This is a genomic window from Pantoea vagans (assembly GCF_004792415.1).
Classification (GTDB): Bacteria; Pseudomonadota; Gammaproteobacteria; order Enterobacterales; family Enterobacteriaceae; genus Pantoea; species Pantoea vagans.
In genome coordinates, this window is the sequence record NZ_CP038853.1 from 3,688,519 (window position 1) to 3,707,023 (window position 18,505).

Below are 18,505 nucleotides of genomic sequence, written 5' to 3' on the forward strand. Positions count from 1 at the left end.
GCGCGCAGACAGCGGGAGATATCAAGAGGAAAGACGAACGATTGCGCCACTACTTATACTATTTTCCTGCCCAAAAGAAAAACCCCCGACCGTTTCCGATCGGGGGTTCTGTGATGACTTAAGCAGTCAACGGCAATTACATCATGCCGCCCATACCGCCCATGCCACCCATACCGCCAGCGCCGCCGCCTAAATCAGGAGCGTCGCCTTTTGGCAGGTCAGTGACCATACATTCGGTGGTGATCATCAGACCCGCAACAGAGGCCGCGTACTGCAGAGCAGAACGGGTCACTTTGGTTGGGTCCAGGATACCGAAGTCGATCATGTTGCCGTACTCTTCAGTCTGCGCGTTGTAACCGTAGTTACCGTCGCCCGCTTTCACGTTGTTAGCAACAACGGATGGCTCTTCACCGGCGTTAGAGACGATCTGACGCAGTGGAGATTCCATTGCGCGCAGCGCAACTTTGATACCGACGTTCTGATCTTCGTTCTGACCACGCAGATCGGCCAGCTGTGCGGCAACGCGAACCAGCGCCACACCACCACCTGCAACCACGCCTTCTTCGACAGCAGCACGGGTTGCGTGCAGCGCATCTTCAACGCGGGCTTTCTTCTCTTTCATTTCAACTTCAGTTGCTGCGCCTACTTTCAGAACGGCTACACCGCCTGCCAGTTTCGCTACGCGCTCCTGCAGTTTTTCTTTGTCGTAGTCAGAGGTTGCTTCTTCGATCTGCTGACGAATCTGGGTCACACGGCCCTGGATTGTCGCCTCTTCACCCACACCGTCGATGATGGTGGTGGTGTCTTTGTTGATCACAACGCGTTTAGCCTGGCCCAGATCTTCCAGCGCCGCTTTTTCCAGTTCCATACCGATCTCTTCAGAGATCACGGTACCACCGGTCAGGATAGCGATATCCTGCAGCATAGCTTTACGACGGTCGCCGAAGCCTGGTGCTTTAACCGCAGCCACTTTCACGATGCCGCGCATGGTGTTAACCACCAGCGTTGCCAGCGCTTCGCCTTCAACATCTTCCGCGATGATCAGCAGTGGTTTGCCTGCTTTCGCAACGGCTTCCAGCACTGGCAGCATTTCACGGATGTTAGAAATTTTCTTGTCAGCCAGCAGGATGAACGGAGATTCCAGTTCAATCGCGCCAGTTTCTGGCTTGTTGATGAAGTAAGGAGAGAGGTAGCCACGATCGAACTGCATACCTTCAACCACATCCAGCTCGTCCTGCAGGCCGGTGCCTTCTTCAACGGTGATCACGCCTTCTTTACCGACTTTTTCCATCGCCTGAGCAATCAGCTGGCCTACGGTTTCATCGGAGTTAGCAGAGATAGTACCAACCTGCGCAATCGCTTTAGAGTCTGAGCAAGGCACAGACAGCGCTTTCAGTTTCTCAACCGCAGCGATAACTGCCTGGTCGATACCGCGCTTCAGGTCCATCGGGTTCATACCCGCTGCGACCGCTTTCAGGCCTTCGGTGATGATTGACTGTGCCAGTACGGTTGCAGTGGTGGTACCGTCGCCCGCAGCGTCGTTCGCTTTAGAGGCTACTTCTTTCACCATCTGCGCGCCCATGTTCTCGAACTTGTCTTCCAGCTCGATTTCACGTGCCACAGAAACACCATCTTTAGTGATGGTCGGTGCACCAAAAGATTTATCCAGAACCACGTTACGGCCTTTCGGGCCCAGGGTAACTTTTACTGCATCTGCCAGTACGTTCACGCCACGCAGCATTTTTACGCGAGCGTCATTACCGAATTTTACGTCTTTAGCTGCCATTTCAATTGTCCCTTAAATTCGTTTCGTTCAGTGAGTTACGCGAAAAAATTACGCTTCAACAATCGCCAGAATGTCGCTTTCAGAGATGATCAGCACTTCTTCGTTGTCGATTTTCTCGGTTTTAGCACCGTAACCTTCGTTGAAGATCACGACGTCACCAACCCTCACGTCCAGCGGCTTAACGTCGCCACTCTCAAGGATGCGGCCATTGCCGACAGCCAGAACTTCACCACGGGTGGATTTACCGGCTGCGGAACCGGTCAGCACGATGCCGCCAGCTGATTTAGCTTCAACTTCTTTACGCTTGACGATAACGCGATCGTGCAATGGACGAATTTTCATTTGATAGCTCTCCTTTGAGAAGTCCAATCATTCAGTTTTGGGGTTGAACACCGGGCTGCATGGCTTCCGGCCTCGTGACCAGAGAGATAGGGCCATACCCACCTGCTTTCAAGGGGGCGGACAACAAATTTTTTACGCGAACGTGATAAGTGGCGGCTTTTTGAACAGAAGGCGCGACAAATAAAAAACGCAGCCCGGAGGCTGCGCTTTCAAAGGTGACCGCTGCGATTAACGATCCTTGTGATCGTCATGGTGCTCAAGGCGATCGCTGTTTTTACGTTCGAACTCGCCATCCATGGTGTAACCGCTGTCCGGTCCGGCACCCGGTCCGCGCCAGACGCGCAGATGAGGCATCAGCTTCAGCGTCAGATGCTTCTGCACCGGTGGCAGCAGCAATAACAGGCCGAGCAGGTCAGTAAAGAAGCCCGGCAACAGCAGCAGGAAACCGGCGATGATCAGCGATACGCTTTTGATCATCTCACTGGCCGGACTTTCGTTACGCGCCAGCTTCTCCTGCATCAGCATGAAGTTCTTCATGCCCTGATTTTTGACCAGTGACACCCCGATGCACGAGGTGAAGACCACCAGCAGCATGGTCAGCAGCACGCCCATGACGTGCGCAACCTGAATGAAGAGCGAAATCTCGATCCAGGCCAGAACAAAAAAGACTAATAACGGTATCCAGCGCACCGTACTCTCCTGTAAGTAGGGGCTGAACGGCAGCGTGCCGGTCAGCAGAAAGCGTTCATCCTGAGGATGATAAGAAAAGAGATGGGCACCCGCGCCGCCATTTTCAACCGATCCTGTCAAATTTATCCTGCGGGGTTAATTTTGTAACCAACTTCACATATCGTTAACCAGACGGCAGCATTAAGTGATCTGCATGCGTGCTTTTCTTATGCATCAGAATATGATCGCACATGCCACGGTGAAGACGGATAATATGTCGGCACGGGCACACCACAACAAAATAAACACATCCTTTGTGATGGTTAGCGGCAACAACAAGAAGGTTATCATGGCGAACAACATTCGTATCGAAGAAGACCTGTTAGGTATGCGCGAAGTTCCGGCGGATGCCTATTATGGCGTTCATACTCTGCGTGCGATTGAAAATTTTTATATCAGCAACAGCAAAATCAGCGACATACCTGAATTTGTCCGCGGTATGGTGATGGTAAAAAAAGCGGCAGCGATGGCCAATAAAGAGCTGCAGACCATCCCGCGTAACATTGCCGATACCATCATTAAGGCCTGCGACGAAGTGCTGAACAACGGTCGCTGTATGGACCAGTTCCCCGTGGATGTCTATCAGGGCGGTGCCGGGACCTCGGTCAATATGAACACCAATGAGGTACTGGCAAACATCGGCCTGGAGCTGATGGGCCACCAGAAAGGGGAATATCAGTACCTTAACCCCAACGATCATGTTAACAAATGCCAGTCCACTAACGACGCCTACCCGACCGGTTTTCGCATCGCCGTTTACAGCTCGCTGTTGAAGCTGCTTGATGGCATCAGCCAGCTGGCCGAAGGCTTCCAGCACAAAGCCGATGAATTCCAGACCATCCTGAAAATGGGCCGCACCCAGCTGCAGGATGCCGTGCCAATGACCCTCGGTCAGGAGTTTCACGCTTTCAGCGTGCTGCTGAATGAAGAGACCAAAAGCATTCTGCGCACTGCTGAACTGCTGCTGGAAGTGAACCTGGGCGCGACCGCCATCGGCACCCGCCTCAATACGCCGGAAGGCTACCAGCACCTGGCGGTTCAGCGTCTGGCGGAAGTCAGTAACCTGCCAGTGGTGCCAGCAGAAGATTTGATTGAAGCGACCTCTGACTGCGGTGCCTATGTGATGGTCCATTCATCGCTGAAACGTCTGGCGGTGAAGCTCTCTAAAATCTGTAATGACCTGCGCCTGCTCTCCTCCGGTCCGCGCGCTGGCCTGAACGAAATTAACCTGCCAGAGCTGCAGGCGGGTTCCTCTATCATGCCGGCCAAGGTCAATCCGGTCGTGCCAGAGGTCGTTAACCAGGTCTGCTTCAAGGTGATCGGCAACGACATTACTGTGACGATGGCCTCTGAAGCGGGCCAGTTGCAGCTTAACGTGATGGAGCCGGTAATTGGCCAGGCGCTGTTTGAGTCGATCAGCATCCTGACTAACGCCTGCTACAACCTGCTGGAGAAGTGCGTCAACGGCATTACTGCTAACCGCGCGGTGTGCGAAGCCTACGTCTTCAACTCGATTGGTATCGTCACTTATCTCAACCCGTACATCGGCCACCACAACGGCGATATCGTTGGCAAAATCTGTGCGGAGACCGGTAAAAGCGTGCGTGAGGTGGTGCTGGAGCGCGGCCTGCTGACGGAAAGTGAGCTGGACGATATCTTCTCGGTGCAGAACCTGATGTACCCGGTTTATAAAGCCAAACGTTATACCGATGAAAACGAACAGTAAGGCTTAACCGACGCTGGTTAACCAAAGGCACACCGCGATCAACATGGTGTGCCTTTTTTTTTGTTACACAGCACACCCAGGTTTTACCGGTTTACTTTACAGGAGTGATTCATGTTTGTGGTTGAGCTGCTTATCGTCTTAATGGCGATCTGGTTGGGCGCGCGTCTTGGCGGCATTGGCATCGGGTTCGCCGGCGGCATGGGCGTGCTGGTGCTGACGCTGGGATTTGGCATGGCACCCGGTGCTATCCCGTTCGATGTGATCGAAATCATCATGGCGGTGATCGCCGCGATCGCCGCCATGCAGGTGGCGGGCGGCATGGATTATCTGGTGAGCCTGGCGGAACGCCTGCTGCGCCGTCATCCGCGCCATGTCACGCTGCTGGCCCCGCTCGTGACCTATCTGATGACGCTGCTGGCCGGAACCGGGCACACCGCGTTTTCGACGTTGCCGGTAATTGCCGAAGTCGCGAAGGAGCAAGGCGTTCGCCCTTCCCGACCGCTGTCGATTGCGGTGGTGGCTTCGCAGATCGCGATTACCGCGTCACCGATTTCAGCCGCGGTGGTCTTCTTCGCCACCCTGCTTGAACCGCGCGGCGTCAGCTATATCACGCTGCTGGCGATTGCCATCCCCTCAACTATGGTGGGTCTCTTCCTGGCGGCACTGGTGACCAACTTCCTGGGCCGTGAGCTGAAAGATGATGAGGTCTATCAGGCGCGTCTCGCCAAAGGCGAAGTCACGCTGCGCGGTGCCAGCGTCTTCCAGGCAAAACCGGGCGCGAAAAAGTCGGTGCTGCTGTTTCTGACAGGGATTGTGGCCGTGGTGCTCTATGCCACCGCGACCAGCGCCAGCGTCGGCCTGATCGCCAATCCGCCGCTGCCACGTAACGAAGCGATTGTGGTATTTATGCTGACCATCGCCACGCTGATCAGTCTGACCTGCAAACTCGACACCAGCGAAATCCTCAGTGCCAGTACCTTTAAATCCGGCATGAGCGCCTGTATCTGCGTGATGGGCGTCGCCTGGCTGGGCGATACCTTTGTCAAAGCGCATCTGGCGGAGATCCAGATGCTGGCGGGCGACGCGCTGAAAACCTATCCATGGATGCTGGCGCTGGTGCTGTTTTTCGCCTCCATGCTGCTCTACTCACAGGCCGCCACCACCAAAGCACTGATGCCCGCCGCGCTGCTGCTGGGCGTGACGCCGCTGACGGCCATCGCGTCATTCGCGGCGGTTTCGGCGCTGTTTGTGCTGCCGACCTACCCGACCCTGCTGGCCGCCGTGGAGATGGATGACACCGGCTCAACCCGGATTGGCAAGTTTGTCTTTAACCATGCCTTTATTATTCCCGGCGTGATCGCCATTGCGCTGTCGGTACTATCCGGCTTCGTCTTTGGCGGCTTGCTGTTATAGCGCCGTCATCGTGTTACGGATGGAGCGTGCTATCATCGGCGCTCTTTTCAACAGGAGTCACAGGATGAACGCTGTCGTGATCCTCTGCACCGTGCCCGATCAGGCCACGGCAGAAAAACTTGCTGCCCTGGCGCTGGAAGCCCGACTGGCGGCCTGCGTCACCCTGCTGCCAGGCGCGACCTCCTGGTATCTCTGGCAGGGCAAAATGGAGCAGAGCAGCGAAGTCCAGATGCTGCTGAAGTGCGACAGCGATCATCAACAGGCGCTGTGCGATCTGCTCAAAGAATCACATCCTTACGACGTACCCGAACTGCTGGCGCTGCCGGTTCAATATGGAGACAGTGAATACTTGTCATGGCTGCACGCATCTCTCGCTTAATTACGCTTCTGCTAACGCTGTTTATCTGTCTGCAGGCGCACGCATCCCTCTTTTCAAATCCGGCGACCAGCCGCTTTGTGCCGGTCGATCAGGCGTTTACGTTTGACTTTGACCAGCAGGGCGCGCAGCTCAACCTGCACTGGAAAGTGAAATCGGGTTACTACCTTTATCGCCAGCAGATCCACATCACGCCGCAGAACGCGACCATTGCGCCGCTGACGCTGCCCGCCGGTCAGCCGCATGAAGATGAATTCTTCGGCAAAAGTGAGATCTATCCGCAGGACCTGACGCTGCCGGTGACGCTGAAACAGGCAGGCCCTGATGCCACGCTCAGCGTCACGTATCAGGGCTGTGCCGCCGCCGGGTTCTGTTACCCGCCTGAGATACGCAGCGTGCCGGTAAGTGAGATTGCAGCCAGCAGCGCGCCAGCGCCGGTCAGTGCTCAGCCCGCGCCTGCCAGTCCGCTGCCCTTTTCTCCGCTCTGGGCGTTATTAATCGGCATCGGCGTGGCGTTTACGCCCTGCGTACTGCCGATGTATCCACTGATCTCCGGCATCATCCTTGGCGGCAAGCGCCACTATTCGCTGGGCCGACTGTTTGCGCTGGCGATGGTCTATGTCCAGGGGATGGCGCTGACCTATACGTTATTGGGGATGGTGGTCGCGGCCGCGGGGCTGCGCTTCCAGGCTGCGTTGCAGCACCCCTACGTGCTGTTCACGCTCTCCCTGCTGTTCATCGTGCTGGCGCTGTCGATGTTCGGCCTGTTTACGCTGCAACTGCCCGCCAGCCTGCAAACCCGTCTGACCCTGTGGAGCAATCGCCAGCAGGGCGGATCGCTGCCCGGCGTCTTCCTGATGGGTGCGCTGGCCGGTTTGATCTGTTCGCCCTGCACCACGGCCCCGCTCAGTGCCATTCTGCTTTACATCGCGCAGAGCGGAAATCTGTGGGCCGGTGCCGGAACGCTGTGGCTCTATGCGGTCGGCATGGGCTTACCATTGATTGCCGTGACCCTGTTTGGTAACCGGCTGCTGCCGAAAAGCGGCCCGTGGATGCAAACCGTTAAAGAGGGCTTTGGCTTTGTCATCCTGGCGTTGCCCGTGTTCCTGCTGGAGCGGGTGCTGGGTGACGCGTGGGGAGTGCGGCTCTGGAGCCTGCTCGGCGTGGCCTTCTTCGGCTGGGCGTTCAGCGTCAGCCTGCGCGCCAGCAGCGGTAAGTGGCGCGTGGTGCAGATTATCATGCTGGCCGCTGCGCTGATCAGCGCGCGTCCGTTACAGGACTGGGCCTTTGGCAGTCAGGCCGCGCAGCATGCTGTAGCTCCGCTGCCGTTCCAGACGCTTCAGACTCCGCAACAGCTCAATAGCGCGCTGCAGCAGGCCCGCGGCCGCATCACCATGGTCGATCTCTACGCCGACTGGTGCGTCGCCTGCAAAGAGTTTGAAAAATATACCTTTAGTGATAGCGCCGTGCGCGATAGCCTGAGCAAGGTACAGCTGCTACAGGCCAACGTCACCGCCAACAGCGCCAGCGACAACGCGCTGTTGCAGCATCTTCAGGTTCTGGGCTTACCGACAATTTTGTTCTTCGATGCGCAGGGCCATGAAATCCCCGGCTCGCGCATCACCGGGTTTCTCAATGCAGCCGACTTCATAGCGCATTTGCAGAAACTTACCCCGTAAACAACACTGGAGTCAGGTCATTGCCCGGTGAAATTGCCGGGCCTGCATACCAGAGGAGAGTCACTTGCAGCGTGAACAGATACTTGAGCATGCATTGAATGTGCTTGAACAGAACGGCCTCGCCGCCACCCTCTCATTGGAAACCCTGGCGGGACAGACTGAATTAACCCTTGAGCAGCTTCAGCTATTCTGGCCCGATCGTGACGCTCTGCTCTATGATGCGCTGCGCTATCACGGCCAGCAGATCGAAACCTGGCGCCGCCAGATCCTGCTGGATGAGTCGATGTCACCCGATCAGAAGCTGATGGCGCGCTATGAAGTACTGAGTGAGCAGGTCAGTAAGGGACGCTTTCCGGGCTGCCTGTTTATCGCCGCCTGCAGCTTCTACCCGCAGCCCGATCAGCCCATTCATCAGCTGGCTGAGCAGCAGAAACGCGGCTCATGGCAGTTCACCCATGAGATTCTGGTAGAGCAGGCGCTGGATAATCCCAGTATGGTCGCCGATCAGATGGAGCTGATCCTTGAAGGCTGCCTGAGCAAACTGCTGGTGAAGCGTAATGTGCAGGATGTCGCCACTGCCCAGCGACTGGCGGAAGATGTTTACAGCATCGCGCTGTGCCGTAAAAATGGCGCGCTGGCGTGAGGTTTTGCCCGCTTTGACTGAAAATCAGGCAATCAGTCACGTTTCCAGGGGTTTTTTAGTGAAAGCCGTTGACGACCCGCGGCCTTTACGGTTTAATGCGCCCCGTTGCCCGAATAGCTCAGTCGGTAGAGCAGGGGATTGAAAATCCCCGTGTCCCTGGTTCGATTCCGGGTTCGGGCACCAAAATTTAAAAAAACCCGCCTCTGGCGGGTTTTTTGCGTTCTGAGGCGAACCCGATATCGAAGGTTCGATACACTCGCCACATCGTGTGGCTCGCCCTCCGGGTCGCGCTAACGCGCGATGCAAAAATGCTCCCGGCATTTTTGTCCGGGTTCGGGCACCAAAATTTAAAGAAACCCGCCTCTGGCGGGTTTTTTGCGTTCTGAGGCGAACCCGATATCGAATGTTCGATACACTCGCCAAATCGTGTGGCTCGCCCTTAGGGTCGCGCAAATGCTCCGGGCATTTTCGGGTTCGGGCTCGAAATTAAAGAAACCCGCCTCTGGCGGGTTTCTTGCGTTCTGCATCTTACGTTTTCATCAATGATGATGTCTGTCCTGCCTTACCCTTCCACCCACACCGCCCCGGCATCTGCGGATTTCACGCACTGCGCCACCCAGCGCACGCCCGCTAATCCGGCATGCACATCGGGATACCAGAAATCCTCCAGGAAAGCGGTGTCACGGCGATCGGTGGCATCCATCGCCAGCGCGAAGCGGCGATAGAGATTCGACCAGGCTTCAAATAACCCTTCCGGATGCCCGCCGCCAATACGATCCTCTTCCAGCGCGCGCGGGTTAAGGTAGCCCATGCCGCGCTCCAGAATGCGAACCGGCTCGCCCTGCACTTCGAAACGCAGCTGGTTTGGCTGCTCATCCCACCACTCCAGACTGGCTTTCGATCCGACCACGCGAATCTTCTGTCCGTGCATGGAACCCGCATTCACCGCCGAGGCCCAGAGCGTACCCACCGCGCCGTTGTCATACTCCATCATCACAAAGGCGTTATCCTCCAGCGGCGCACGCGAGGCGACAAAACTCTGGCGCGAACAGAGCAGACGCGTCACCTTCAACTGCGGCAACATCGTTTCGGCGATAAACAGCGGATGCGTTGCCAGATCGCCTAACACGTAGCTCGGGCCGACAAAGCGCGGATCTACCCGCCAGCGGGTGCTTTCACTCTGCAACTCCACCGCCTCATTATGGAAGCCGTGAGCAAACTGCATATTTACAATGCGGATCTCACCCAGTATGCCTTCAGCGATCATCTCTCTGGCCTGATGAATCAGCTGATGCCCGGCATAGCCGTAAGTGACGCCGACAATCTTCTGCTTCTCCCGGCTCAGCTGCTCCAGCTCATCGGCCTCTTCGACCGTAAAACAGAGCGGCTTCTCACACACCACATGCAGCCCGGCATTCAGCGCCGCACGGCAAATGGCGAAATGGGTATTGTTTGGCGTGGCGATCGACACCGCTTCAATGCCATCTTCGCGCGCCGCTTCTCCGGCGAACAGGCTGGCGTAGTCGGGATAGCAGCGTTCAGGTGCCACACCCAGCGCCTGACCAAACTCGCGGCCGCGCGCCGCGTCGATATCAAACGCCCCCGCCAGCAATGCAAAATTGCCGTCACGCTGCGCCGCTGAACGATGGATATAGCCAATCTGGCTGGTGCCGCCGCCGCCGATCATGCCCCAGCGCAGCGAGCGGTTAACTGCTTTTTTACCGTTAATCATGCTGTTGTCCTCAGAATCCTGTTGATCGGAGATAGTCCAGGCTGGCTTTCACATCCTGCAGGCTGGTGTCGGCATGGCGCGGATCGCGCTCCTGTTCGATGGTGATCCAGCCCTGATAATGACGTTCAGTCAGCAAGCTGCGCACCGCCGGATAGTCGATCGCGCCCTGCCCCAGCGGACACATCACCCCCTGCGCGCAGGCAGTGAAAAAGTCGAGTCCCTGCGAGAGGGCATCACGCCAGACCGGCTGATTAACGTCTTTGAAATGGAGATAGTCGATACGGTCCCAGTACTGTTCCAGCGAAGCGACCGGGTCCATGCCGGCGTAATAGAGATGACCAGTGTCCAGACACAAACCGGCGACCTGATGCGGAATATCACTGACCAGCTGCGCCAGCTCATCGGCAAACTCAATGCAGCCGCCCGCATGCGGATGGATAACCGGCCGCACGCCATACTCCTGCCAGGCGATCTCACTCAGAACGGTGATGTGCTGCATCATGCGTTGCCAGTCGTCAGCGGAAAGCCGTGGCGCTTTTTCAGACTGACTGGCATATTTCGCCCGCTCCGGATTGCCGAAATCAATAATCACCAGATAAGGCGCGCTGGCACCGGGCGTTTTAGTCGCGACAGGTACGCTGGACAGCGTGCGGCATAGATTGTGGGTCAGCGTCACCAGCGTCGGAAAATGCGCTTCACTGACTAAATCATCGAAAATCGTGCCTGCCACCAGCGAAAGCTGATGCGCATTAAGCTGCCGGGTCAGTTCGGCGGCATCGGTTGGCAGATAGCCCCAGGGGCCGAGTTCAATACTGGGATAGCCGGCCTGCGCGGCTTCGGTCAGGACTTTCTGCCACGGCGGCAGAAAGGGATTAGCGGGATCATCCACGCCCCAGCTACAGGGGGCATTTGCAATATGAAAGGTCATGATATCTGCCTGTGCAGTGAAAACTGCTGGCAGTATCAAATAAAAATTTCATCTCACACAACAATGAAAGTTTCATTTTTTGATAGAGATCGCGTTTAAAAATCCCATTAAATGATAGATTATTATCAAGTATTTGCTAACCTGTTCTTTCTACAGGTTTTCACGCGTTACGATCTCAAACGGTACGGTCACCTGTGCAAAATGGTCAGGCTGATCCATCCGGCTGCTAAGACAGGTAGCGATCACCGCCTCCGCCATCGCATCAATACGGTGCCGCACCATCAGCGTGATGGTGCCGTCAATCAGCGCCAGTTCATCGCCGGGCAGCGGGCCGTGGCACAGCAAATCAATCTGCGTGCGACCGCTTTCACGCAGCGCCTTTATCACACCCTCTATACCGCCACAGGGCGCATAAATCATGACCAGATCGTCGTGGGCTTCCAGCAGTTGCCGGGTCGCCTGATAGCCTCCTTCACCCGACTCATGCGTTTTTAACGGTTCCAGTACCCGCTGACTGATGCCCGACTCGCGCAGGTAGGAGCGGAAACTGATTTCGCTGCTCTCCTGGCAGGTGAAACGGTGGTCGCCCAGCAGCACACCCACACATCCCGGCTTACGCAGGAGATGCTGTGCCATCCAGGCAGCAGTGCGTCCTGCTTTCTGATTATCGATGCCAATAAACCCGGCATGGTCACAGGGCGAAAAATCGGAGAACAGCGCGTAAACCCGCACACCCAGCCGTGAAACATCCTGGATTGCGTGACGGATCAGCGGGTGATCCAGCGCCACCAGAGCAATCACATCGCTGCGCTGTGCCAGCTGACGCAAGGAATGCGCGACGGCTTCAACCTCGTGAATATCATGCCAGCAGAATTCAGGCTCGCTGCCCTGTGGCTGCTGCGCCCTGAGCTGCTGTTTCAGCGCCTCGCCCAGCTGCTGATAAAACGAATAGCGGGCAGGCAGCAGGATAAAGCTCACGCGGAGTGCGGCTGCAGCCAGTGGCGCGCTGGTCTGGCTGTGCGCCTGGGTCAGGCGATAGCCCAGTTCGCGGGCCGCAGCCAGCACCTTCTGCTCGGTCACACTGCGTACCGGCGCTCGGCGGTTCAGCACCCTGTCTACCGTCGCCACACCCACGCCCGCCGCCTGCGCAATGGCCGTCATCGTCACTTTTGACATCACCCTTCTCCTGCTTTTCCTGTTCCCGTTAACTGACGGCTACGTCTTTATGTTCTGTTGTTTAAAACAGCGCTACTTTATCGCGACAGGGCCATTTCCTCTCATTTATTTGATAGAAAATCAGAGCTAATTTTGATCTTCCTCTCAAAATGAAACATTCATTTCTTTCTGTGTTCTCTTTAAAACGTCTGTTTGCTAAAACGGGTAAAAATCCCGCGTCGATCCGGTTGATGGGATCACATCATTAAAAGGTTAGAGCGGTGACGGTGAGCTTTTTATAGTGGAGTCCTGAGCACCCCCAGCCTGCACGTAAAAAAGGAAAAGTAATGTTCCCATCAACGCTTCCGGCTCCACGCATAACCGATGCCCGCCAGGTTCCGCAACTGCGCTGGGGCATTATCGGGCCAGGCTGGATCGCCGACCATTTTGCCCATGCGCTGCGCCAGCATACCCACCAGCAGATCACGGCGGTGGCTGCGCGCGACCCGGCAAAAGCACAGGCCTTTGCTGACAAATGGTCAATCGGCCATGCCACAGGCGACCTCAATACGATGCTGGCGCGGGATGATGTGGATGCGGTCTATATTGCGACACCCCACAATCACCATTTTCCCGATGGCCTGCGCGCGATTGCCGCCGGAAAGCATCTGCTGATCGAAAAACCGCTGGCGCTGAATGCGCAGCAGGCGACTCAGCTTAAACAGGCCACTTCTGCCGCGAACCGGCTCTGTATGGAGGCGATGTGGTGCAACTTTGCGCCGAAGTATGACGTCATCCGTCAGCTGCTGGAGGATGGCGCACTCGGGGACGTCCACACCCTGATTGCCGATCACGGTGAGTTTTTCACTCCGGATCACCGCATCTTCAATGCCGATCTGGCGGGCGGTCCGATGCTCGATCTCGGCAGTTATCTGGTGGCGCTTAGCGTGTTTGTTGGCGGCGGTGCGCCTGACACGATCGTCGCCCGTGGTCAGCCCGTCCCGGATGGCCGCGTCAACGGTCAGACGTCGATGCTGTTTACCCATCAGCACGGCATGCAGTCGGTGCTGAATACCACCCTGTTCAGCAACACGCCCGGCTGCGCGGTGATTGCCGGTCGCGACGCCACGCTGGAGCTGGCGGGCCAGTTCTATGCACCCGGTAACTTCACGCTCACTTCCAGCGATCGGCGTCACCGCCTGCAGTGGCAGGAACCCACTAACCGCTATGAACAACTCTGTCATGAAATTAACCACTTCGCCTGGTGTGTCGGCCAGAACCTGATCGATTCCCCTGTCCACTCGCTTGATCAGGCAATCATCACCCTGGCCGCAATGGACAACGTCAGGCAGCAGATCGGCGTGACCTTCAACGAAGAACAGCAACCTTAATGTGCCCGGAGCAGAAAGATGAAAATCGCTTTTGATGTGGATGTGATTAAAGACTTAGGCATCACCCGAATGGTTCATCAGGTGGCCGACTGGGGCTACAAATATATCGAGCAGTCGCCGCATCCGCAGATCAACCCGTTTTATAAACATCCCAAAGCCAGCCGTGAGATCATCACCGAGTATAAGAATGCATTGAGCGCCACCGGGCTGGAAATCTCCTCTTTTATCGTGGTCTATCGCTGGTCCGGCCCGGATGAGTTGCGCCGTCAGGCGGCGGTAAAGAACTGGAAGCGGATGATTGAGATTGCGGTTGAGATGGGTGTGCAGGTCATTAACACCGAACTCTCCGGCACGCCTAACGAGCCGGAAATCTGTGAAGAGATGTTCTATCGCTCCATGGAAGAGTTGCTGCCAATAATCGAACGTGAAGGTATCCGCGTCGAAATTCAGGCGCATCCGTGGGATTTCTGCGAAGAGAACAATGAAACCGTGGATATCGTGAAGTCGTTCCGCAGTGATAACGTGAAGTATATCTACAGCGCGCCGCACACCTTCTTCTATGATAAAGGCAAAGGCGATGTGAAACCGATGCTGGAGTATGCGGGTGACGATCTGTCGCACATGCTGATCGCCGACACCATGAACCATACGAAGCACTGTCGCTATATCGTTAACCCGCCAGGCGTGGATGCGACCATCCACCAGCATGTCGGCGTGGGCGAAGGTGAAGTCGACTTCGATACCCTGTTTAAAACCCTGCGCGACACTGGCTTTGCTACCCGCACGCATAAAGTGGGCGGTGAACCGATTATCGCGGCGTCACTGTTTGGCTACCCGGAAAAGATGAAGGTGCAGGCGATTGAAACCCGCGAACTGATTGAGCGCGAACTGCTGTAACCCTGCCTGCCGTGCAGTCGTTGCTGGCTGCACGGTTATGTCCGTGCAGGAAAAACATCGTCCCGTCTGACACACTTTTAAGCACTTTTCCCCTGAGCCGCTCTCCGCCTGACATCGGCCCGTCACAGCACGCTCTCGCGCAGCCAGCAGAGTTAAACCGCCTTCGCAGCACCTGCTACACTCCAGACCAATACCACACCATAAGGCGAACTTTCATTATGTCGGAAAATGCATATCAGCCCGCAAAAGTCTGGACCTGGGATCCTGAAGCCAAAGGTAACGGCGCTAAAACTAATCGTCCGTTCGCTGGTCCCACCCATGAGAAAGCGTTGCCGGTCGGCAAACACCCTCTGCAGCTCTATTCGCTCGGCACGCCTAACGGCCAGAAAGTCACCATCCTGCTGGAAGAGCTGCTGGCGCTTAACGTCAAAGATGCCGAGTATGATGCCTGGCTGATTCGTATCGGCGACGGCGATCAGTTCTCGAGTGGTTTTGTCGACGTGAACCCGAACTCAAAAATCCCGGCGCTGAGCGACCACTCGGCAACACCGCCGATTCGGGTATTTGAATCAGGCAATATCCTGCTCTATCTGGCGGAAAAATATGGTTACTTCCTGCCGAAAGATATCGCTGGCCGCACTGAAACGCTGAACTGGCTGTTCTGGCTGCAGGGCTCAGCGCCTTACCTGGGTGGTGGTTTCGGCCATTTCTATCACTACGCGCCAGAAAAAATTGAGTACGCCATTAACCGCTTCACGCTCGAAGCGAAGCGTCAGTTTGACGTGCTGGATCGCCAACTGGCTGATAACCGCTATCTGGCCGGTGATGACTACACTATCGCCGACATCGCCACATGGCCGTGGTACGGCAACATGGTGCTCAACGATCAGTATGGCGCGGCCGAATTCCTGGATGTGCAGTCCTATAAAAACGTGGTGCGCTGGGCGAAAGAGATCGCACAGCGTCCTGCCGTTATCCGTGGCCGCAAGGTTAACCGCGTTATGGGTGACCCGGCCGATCAGCTGCATGAGCGTCATGATGCAGCCGATTTTGACATTAACACTGAAGATAAACGCCAGGCGTAAAGGAGCCCACAATGAGCGCATATGTAATCTTTATTCGCGACAAAATTACTAACCCTGAGGAATTCGCTATTTACGGCGAGAAAGCGGGCAAAGCGCGCGGCGACCATCCCATTACGCCACTGGCGTTTTATGGACAGCTTGAGACGCTGGAAGGACCGGAAGCGGACGGCGTTGTCGTGCTGGAGTTTCCGACGGCTGAAGCAGCACACGGCTGGTATGACAGCCCGGAATATCAGGAAGCGAAACAGCATCGACTGAAAGGTGCGGAATACCGCGTGGTGCTGGTCCAGGGTGTGGATAAGTAACTGAACAGGCGGCAGCAATGCCGCCTTTTTTTATTGCAGCGTAATACGCGCCACGCCATCCAGCCCCTGACTGCTGTGATCGTCGTTAAAGCCCTGCTTCAATGTCACAAACAGCGTCTGCCCGTCGGGTGAGACCAGCAGGCTGTTCGGATGACTATCAAATGACCAGCTGTTTTTCACCTCATAGGTCGTGCCATCCAGTTGCAGCACCTTTTTCGAGTCGCGCTGGCTGATATAAATCTCATTGCGCTTGCCGTTAAACTTAATCCCCATCGAATCGCCCAGACCCAGACGCTTAATCACCTTGCCGCTGCGCTCATCAAACACCAGGGTGTTTTTCGCCTTAGAATTATCCGTGACAAACAGGCGCCCCGTCGCCGGATCTTCGGCCATGTTCAGGAACAGAGTGTCCTGCCCGTCACCGGCTGTCAGACGCTGCTCGATCCTGTGATTGCGTGGATTGATTACCAGGATTTCACCGCTGCCGTTCGCCGCGTAAATCCGGTCGCTGACCGGCGAGAAGATAATGCCTGTGACCCACTTCCCGGCATTTTTAATCCGGGTTTTCAGGGTCAGCGTTTTGGCATCGACCACCCAGATCACACCCGGATCGCCTGTGCCGCCGACATAGAGCAGCCCGTCATGCAGAAAGATTTCACGCGTGCCAACCGGTAACCCTTTCTCGTTTTTGTCGTCAAACATCAGGCGCTTCAGCACCTTTCCGTTCTCCGGATCGATTTTAGAGACACCGCCGTCCAGTGAGTTGGTGGCGTAGAGTGCGCTGCCGTCCGGCTCGCTAATCAGCCCAAAGTTTTTCAGATCGAAGTGACCTGCGCCAGTGCTCTGCAGCGTGGTGGCATCAAGACGATAGATCATCCCGCCGCTGACATCTTTGAAGCCCTGGGCGCTGGCGACATAGAGCGCGTTTTTCGCGGGCAGATAAGCCATCTCATACAAACCTTCGCCCAGCTCGCGCTCAATCAGGTTATCGGGGCTGGAGGGCTGCATCACTACGGCACCGCCATCCACTTTTTTCACCGCGGTCTGGCATGCCGTCAGGCTGAAGGTGATGACCATCGCCAGTGCGAGTGCCGTTTTACGCGGGCTGAACAACGCTTTCATGCTTAACTCCTTCTGCGACCTGCTGCTCCCGGCTGGCCGCAGTACGGTGGCAGGCCCGGAATAAAAAGAATGAGAATCATACGCATCAGCAAAAACGCTGTAAACGCAGCTGCGTCCTGAAACGACCGAATCAGTTTAGTCCGGTATGTTTATTACCCACAGGCATTCGTTTGCCACCGACTCGCCGCAGAATGTCACTATTCAGCCGAGTGCAGCGTGTTCTGCAAAAACGCCACAAATGCGGTAATGCGCGCCGGAAGCTGGCGCTGCGCCTGCCAGACCGCAAAAATATCGCCATCAGGTGCCTGCCAGTCGGGTAAGACATGCAGCAACTCGCCTGTTGCGAGGCTGTGCTGCGCGTCCCACCAGGAACGTAGCAGAATGCCATGCCCATCCATCGCCAGCCGCATCGCCACTTCACCATCGTTGGTGATCAGGCTGCCGCGTACTTTCTGGCTGATGCTCTGTTCGCCGCTGGTCAGCCGCCATAGGGTAAAATCGCTGTCGTGCTGGCGCAGCAGAATACAGTTGTGCTGCGCCAGATCGCGCACCGTAACGGGCAGGCCGTGGCGGGCAGCATAGGCGGGTGAGCAGCAGAGGATGCGCGGATTCGTGCGCAGTTTACGCGCCACCAGCCGCGAGTCCGGCGGTTCGCCGACGCGGATATCAATGTCCATATGCGCATCCAGAAAATTAAGCGGCTGACTGCTGAGCGACAGCGACAGCGAGAGCTGCGGATGCAGCGCGGCAAAGGCCGAGACGCAGGGCGCAATATGGCGACGACCAAAACCAAATGAGGCGTTGATGTTAAGCGTGCCGCGCAACTGAGCCGTTTCACCGCTGACTGCCTCCTCCAGCGCCGCCAGCTGATCCAGCAACGGGCGCGCGCCCGCCAGATAACGGCGGCCTTCCGGCGTCAGCTCCAGCCGTCGCGTAGTGCGGCGCAGCAGTTGCACGCCAAGGCGCTGCTCCAGCTGGCTCAGACGCTTGCTGACTGCTGCCAGCGACAGGCCCAGTTCACGCGCCGCCGCAGTCAGACTATCCAGCGCGGCCAGGCGAACAAAGAACGCTAAGTCATCGGTGGAGGTGCGGGATTCTCTACTTTGATTCAACAATGGATTGCCTTTGAGGCTCATTATTTCCCCGGAATCGACAGTTATACTGCGTACACAATTCGAACATCAACCGGAAAGGTG

General features: G+C 56.5%; 17 protein-coding genes and 1 tRNA gene. 10 read left to right on the forward strand and 8 right to left on the reverse strand.

Annotated features, from left to right (window positions below; translation table 11 throughout):
• Positions 1 to 136: 136 nt before the first annotated feature.
• The 3 genes from groL to EGO56_RS17375 all read right to left on the reverse strand — a co-directional run bounded on the left by groL (position 137) and on the right by EGO56_RS17375 (position 2,818).
• Positions 137 to 1,786 (reverse strand): chaperonin GroEL, encoded by a 1,650-nt coding sequence (gene groL / locus EGO56_RS17365; protein ID WP_003848314.1) that lies wholly within the window; start codon positions 1,784 to 1,786, stop codon positions 137 to 139.
• A gap of 48 nt (positions 1,787 to 1,834) precedes the next feature.
• Positions 1,835 to 2,128: a co-chaperone GroES gene (locus EGO56_RS17370; RefSeq protein ID WP_135910356.1), complete on the reverse strand. Its 294-nt coding sequence runs from the start codon at positions 2,126 to 2,128 to the stop codon at positions 1,835 to 1,837.
• Between the two features lie 228 nt (positions 2,129 to 2,356).
• Positions 2,357 to 2,818 carry an FxsA family protein gene (locus EGO56_RS17375; RefSeq protein WP_013359865.1) on the reverse strand — a complete coding sequence of 154 codons (462 nt, stop codon included), beginning with the start codon at positions 2,816 to 2,818 and terminating at the stop codon, positions 2,357 to 2,359.
• Positions 2,819 to 3,146: 328 nt separating this feature from the next.
• Here EGO56_RS17375 and aspA point away from each other — a divergent pair, with 328 nt between their 5' ends.
• From aspA to EGO56_RS17405, 6 genes are all read left to right on the forward strand, one after another.
• Positions 3,147 to 4,583, forward strand: a complete 1,437-nt coding sequence (aspA, locus tag EGO56_RS17380) for an aspartate ammonia-lyase (RefSeq protein ID WP_033731988.1) — start codon at positions 3,147 to 3,149, stop codon at positions 4,581 to 4,583.
• A gap of 111 nt (positions 4,584 to 4,694) precedes the next feature.
• Complete coding sequence (locus tag EGO56_RS17385; RefSeq protein WP_135910357.1) at positions 4,695 to 5,996, forward strand: anaerobic C4-dicarboxylate transporter; 1,302 nt, start codon at positions 4,695 to 4,697, stop codon at positions 5,994 to 5,996.
• A 64-nt stretch (positions 5,997 to 6,060) separates the two neighbouring features.
• Positions 6,061 to 6,375 carry a divalent cation tolerance protein CutA gene (gene cutA / locus EGO56_RS17390; protein ID WP_135910358.1) on the forward strand — a complete coding sequence of 105 codons (315 nt, stop codon included), beginning with the start codon at positions 6,061 to 6,063 and terminating at the stop codon, positions 6,373 to 6,375.
• Entirely contained in the window at positions 6,351 to 8,051 is a 1,701-nt protein-coding gene (locus EGO56_RS17395) for a protein-disulfide reductase DsbD (RefSeq protein ID WP_135910359.1), read from the forward strand. Before cutA ends, EGO56_RS17395 begins: the two co-directional genes overlap by 25 nt.
• 64 nt (positions 8,052 to 8,115) lie before the next feature.
• Positions 8,116 to 8,694 carry a division control transcriptional repressor DicD gene (dicD, locus tag EGO56_RS17400; protein WP_135910360.1) on the forward strand — a complete coding sequence of 193 codons (579 nt, stop codon included), beginning with the start codon at positions 8,116 to 8,118 and terminating at the stop codon, positions 8,692 to 8,694.
• A gap of 107 nt (positions 8,695 to 8,801) precedes the next feature.
• Positions 8,802 to 8,877: transfer RNA gene (locus tag EGO56_RS17405), tRNA-Phe, on the forward strand.
• A 379-nt stretch (positions 8,878 to 9,256) separates the two neighbouring features.
• Here the strand turns inward: EGO56_RS17405 and EGO56_RS17410 are convergent.
• The 3 genes from EGO56_RS17410 to EGO56_RS17420 form a co-directional block, all read right to left on the reverse strand.
• Entirely contained in the window at positions 9,257 to 10,426 is a 1,170-nt protein-coding gene (locus EGO56_RS17410; protein WP_135910361.1) for a Gfo/Idh/MocA family protein, read from the reverse strand.
• Between the two features lie 10 nt (positions 10,427 to 10,436).
• Entirely contained in the window at positions 10,437 to 11,354 is a 918-nt protein-coding gene (locus tag EGO56_RS17415) for a TIM barrel protein (protein ID WP_135910362.1), read from the reverse strand.
• A 150-nt stretch (positions 11,355 to 11,504) separates the two neighbouring features.
• Positions 11,505 to 12,530: a LacI family DNA-binding transcriptional regulator gene (locus EGO56_RS17420; protein ID WP_135910363.1), complete on the reverse strand. Its 1,026-nt coding sequence runs from the start codon at positions 12,528 to 12,530 to the stop codon at positions 11,505 to 11,507.
• A gap of 326 nt (positions 12,531 to 12,856) precedes the next feature.
• On the opposite strand from EGO56_RS17420, the gene EGO56_RS17425 reads away from it, so the two are divergent.
• The 4 genes from EGO56_RS17425 to EGO56_RS17440 all read left to right on the forward strand — a co-directional run bounded on the left by EGO56_RS17425 (position 12,857) and on the right by EGO56_RS17440 (position 16,187).
• A complete protein-coding gene (locus EGO56_RS17425; protein ID WP_135910364.1) occupies positions 12,857 to 13,900 on the forward strand; it encodes a Gfo/Idh/MocA family protein in 1,044 nt (347 codons plus the stop codon).
• Positions 13,901 to 13,918: 18 nt separating this feature from the next.
• Complete coding sequence (locus EGO56_RS17430; protein ID WP_003855643.1) at positions 13,919 to 14,797, forward strand: sugar phosphate isomerase/epimerase family protein; 879 nt, start codon at positions 13,919 to 13,921, stop codon at positions 14,795 to 14,797.
• A gap of 218 nt (positions 14,798 to 15,015) precedes the next feature.
• Complete coding sequence (yghU, locus tag EGO56_RS17435; protein WP_013359849.1) at positions 15,016 to 15,882, forward strand: glutathione-dependent disulfide-bond oxidoreductase; 867 nt, start codon at positions 15,016 to 15,018, stop codon at positions 15,880 to 15,882.
• Between the two features lie 11 nt (positions 15,883 to 15,893).
• Positions 15,894 to 16,187, forward strand: a complete 294-nt coding sequence (locus tag EGO56_RS17440) for a DUF1330 domain-containing protein (RefSeq protein ID WP_095706338.1) — start codon at positions 15,894 to 15,896, stop codon at positions 16,185 to 16,187.
• Positions 16,188 to 16,217: 30 nt separating this feature from the next.
• Here EGO56_RS17440 and EGO56_RS17445 read toward each other — a convergent pair whose 3' ends face one another.
• Together EGO56_RS17445 and EGO56_RS17450 are read right to left on the reverse strand one after the other, a co-directional pair.
• Positions 16,218 to 17,309, reverse strand: a complete 1,092-nt coding sequence (locus EGO56_RS17445; RefSeq protein WP_135910365.1) for a YncE family protein — start codon at positions 17,307 to 17,309, stop codon at positions 16,218 to 16,220.
• A gap of 197 nt (positions 17,310 to 17,506) precedes the next feature.
• A complete protein-coding gene (locus EGO56_RS17450) occupies positions 17,507 to 18,445 on the reverse strand; it encodes a LysR family transcriptional regulator (protein ID WP_135910366.1) in 939 nt (312 codons plus the stop codon).
• Positions 18,446 to 18,505: the final 60 nt, after the last annotated feature.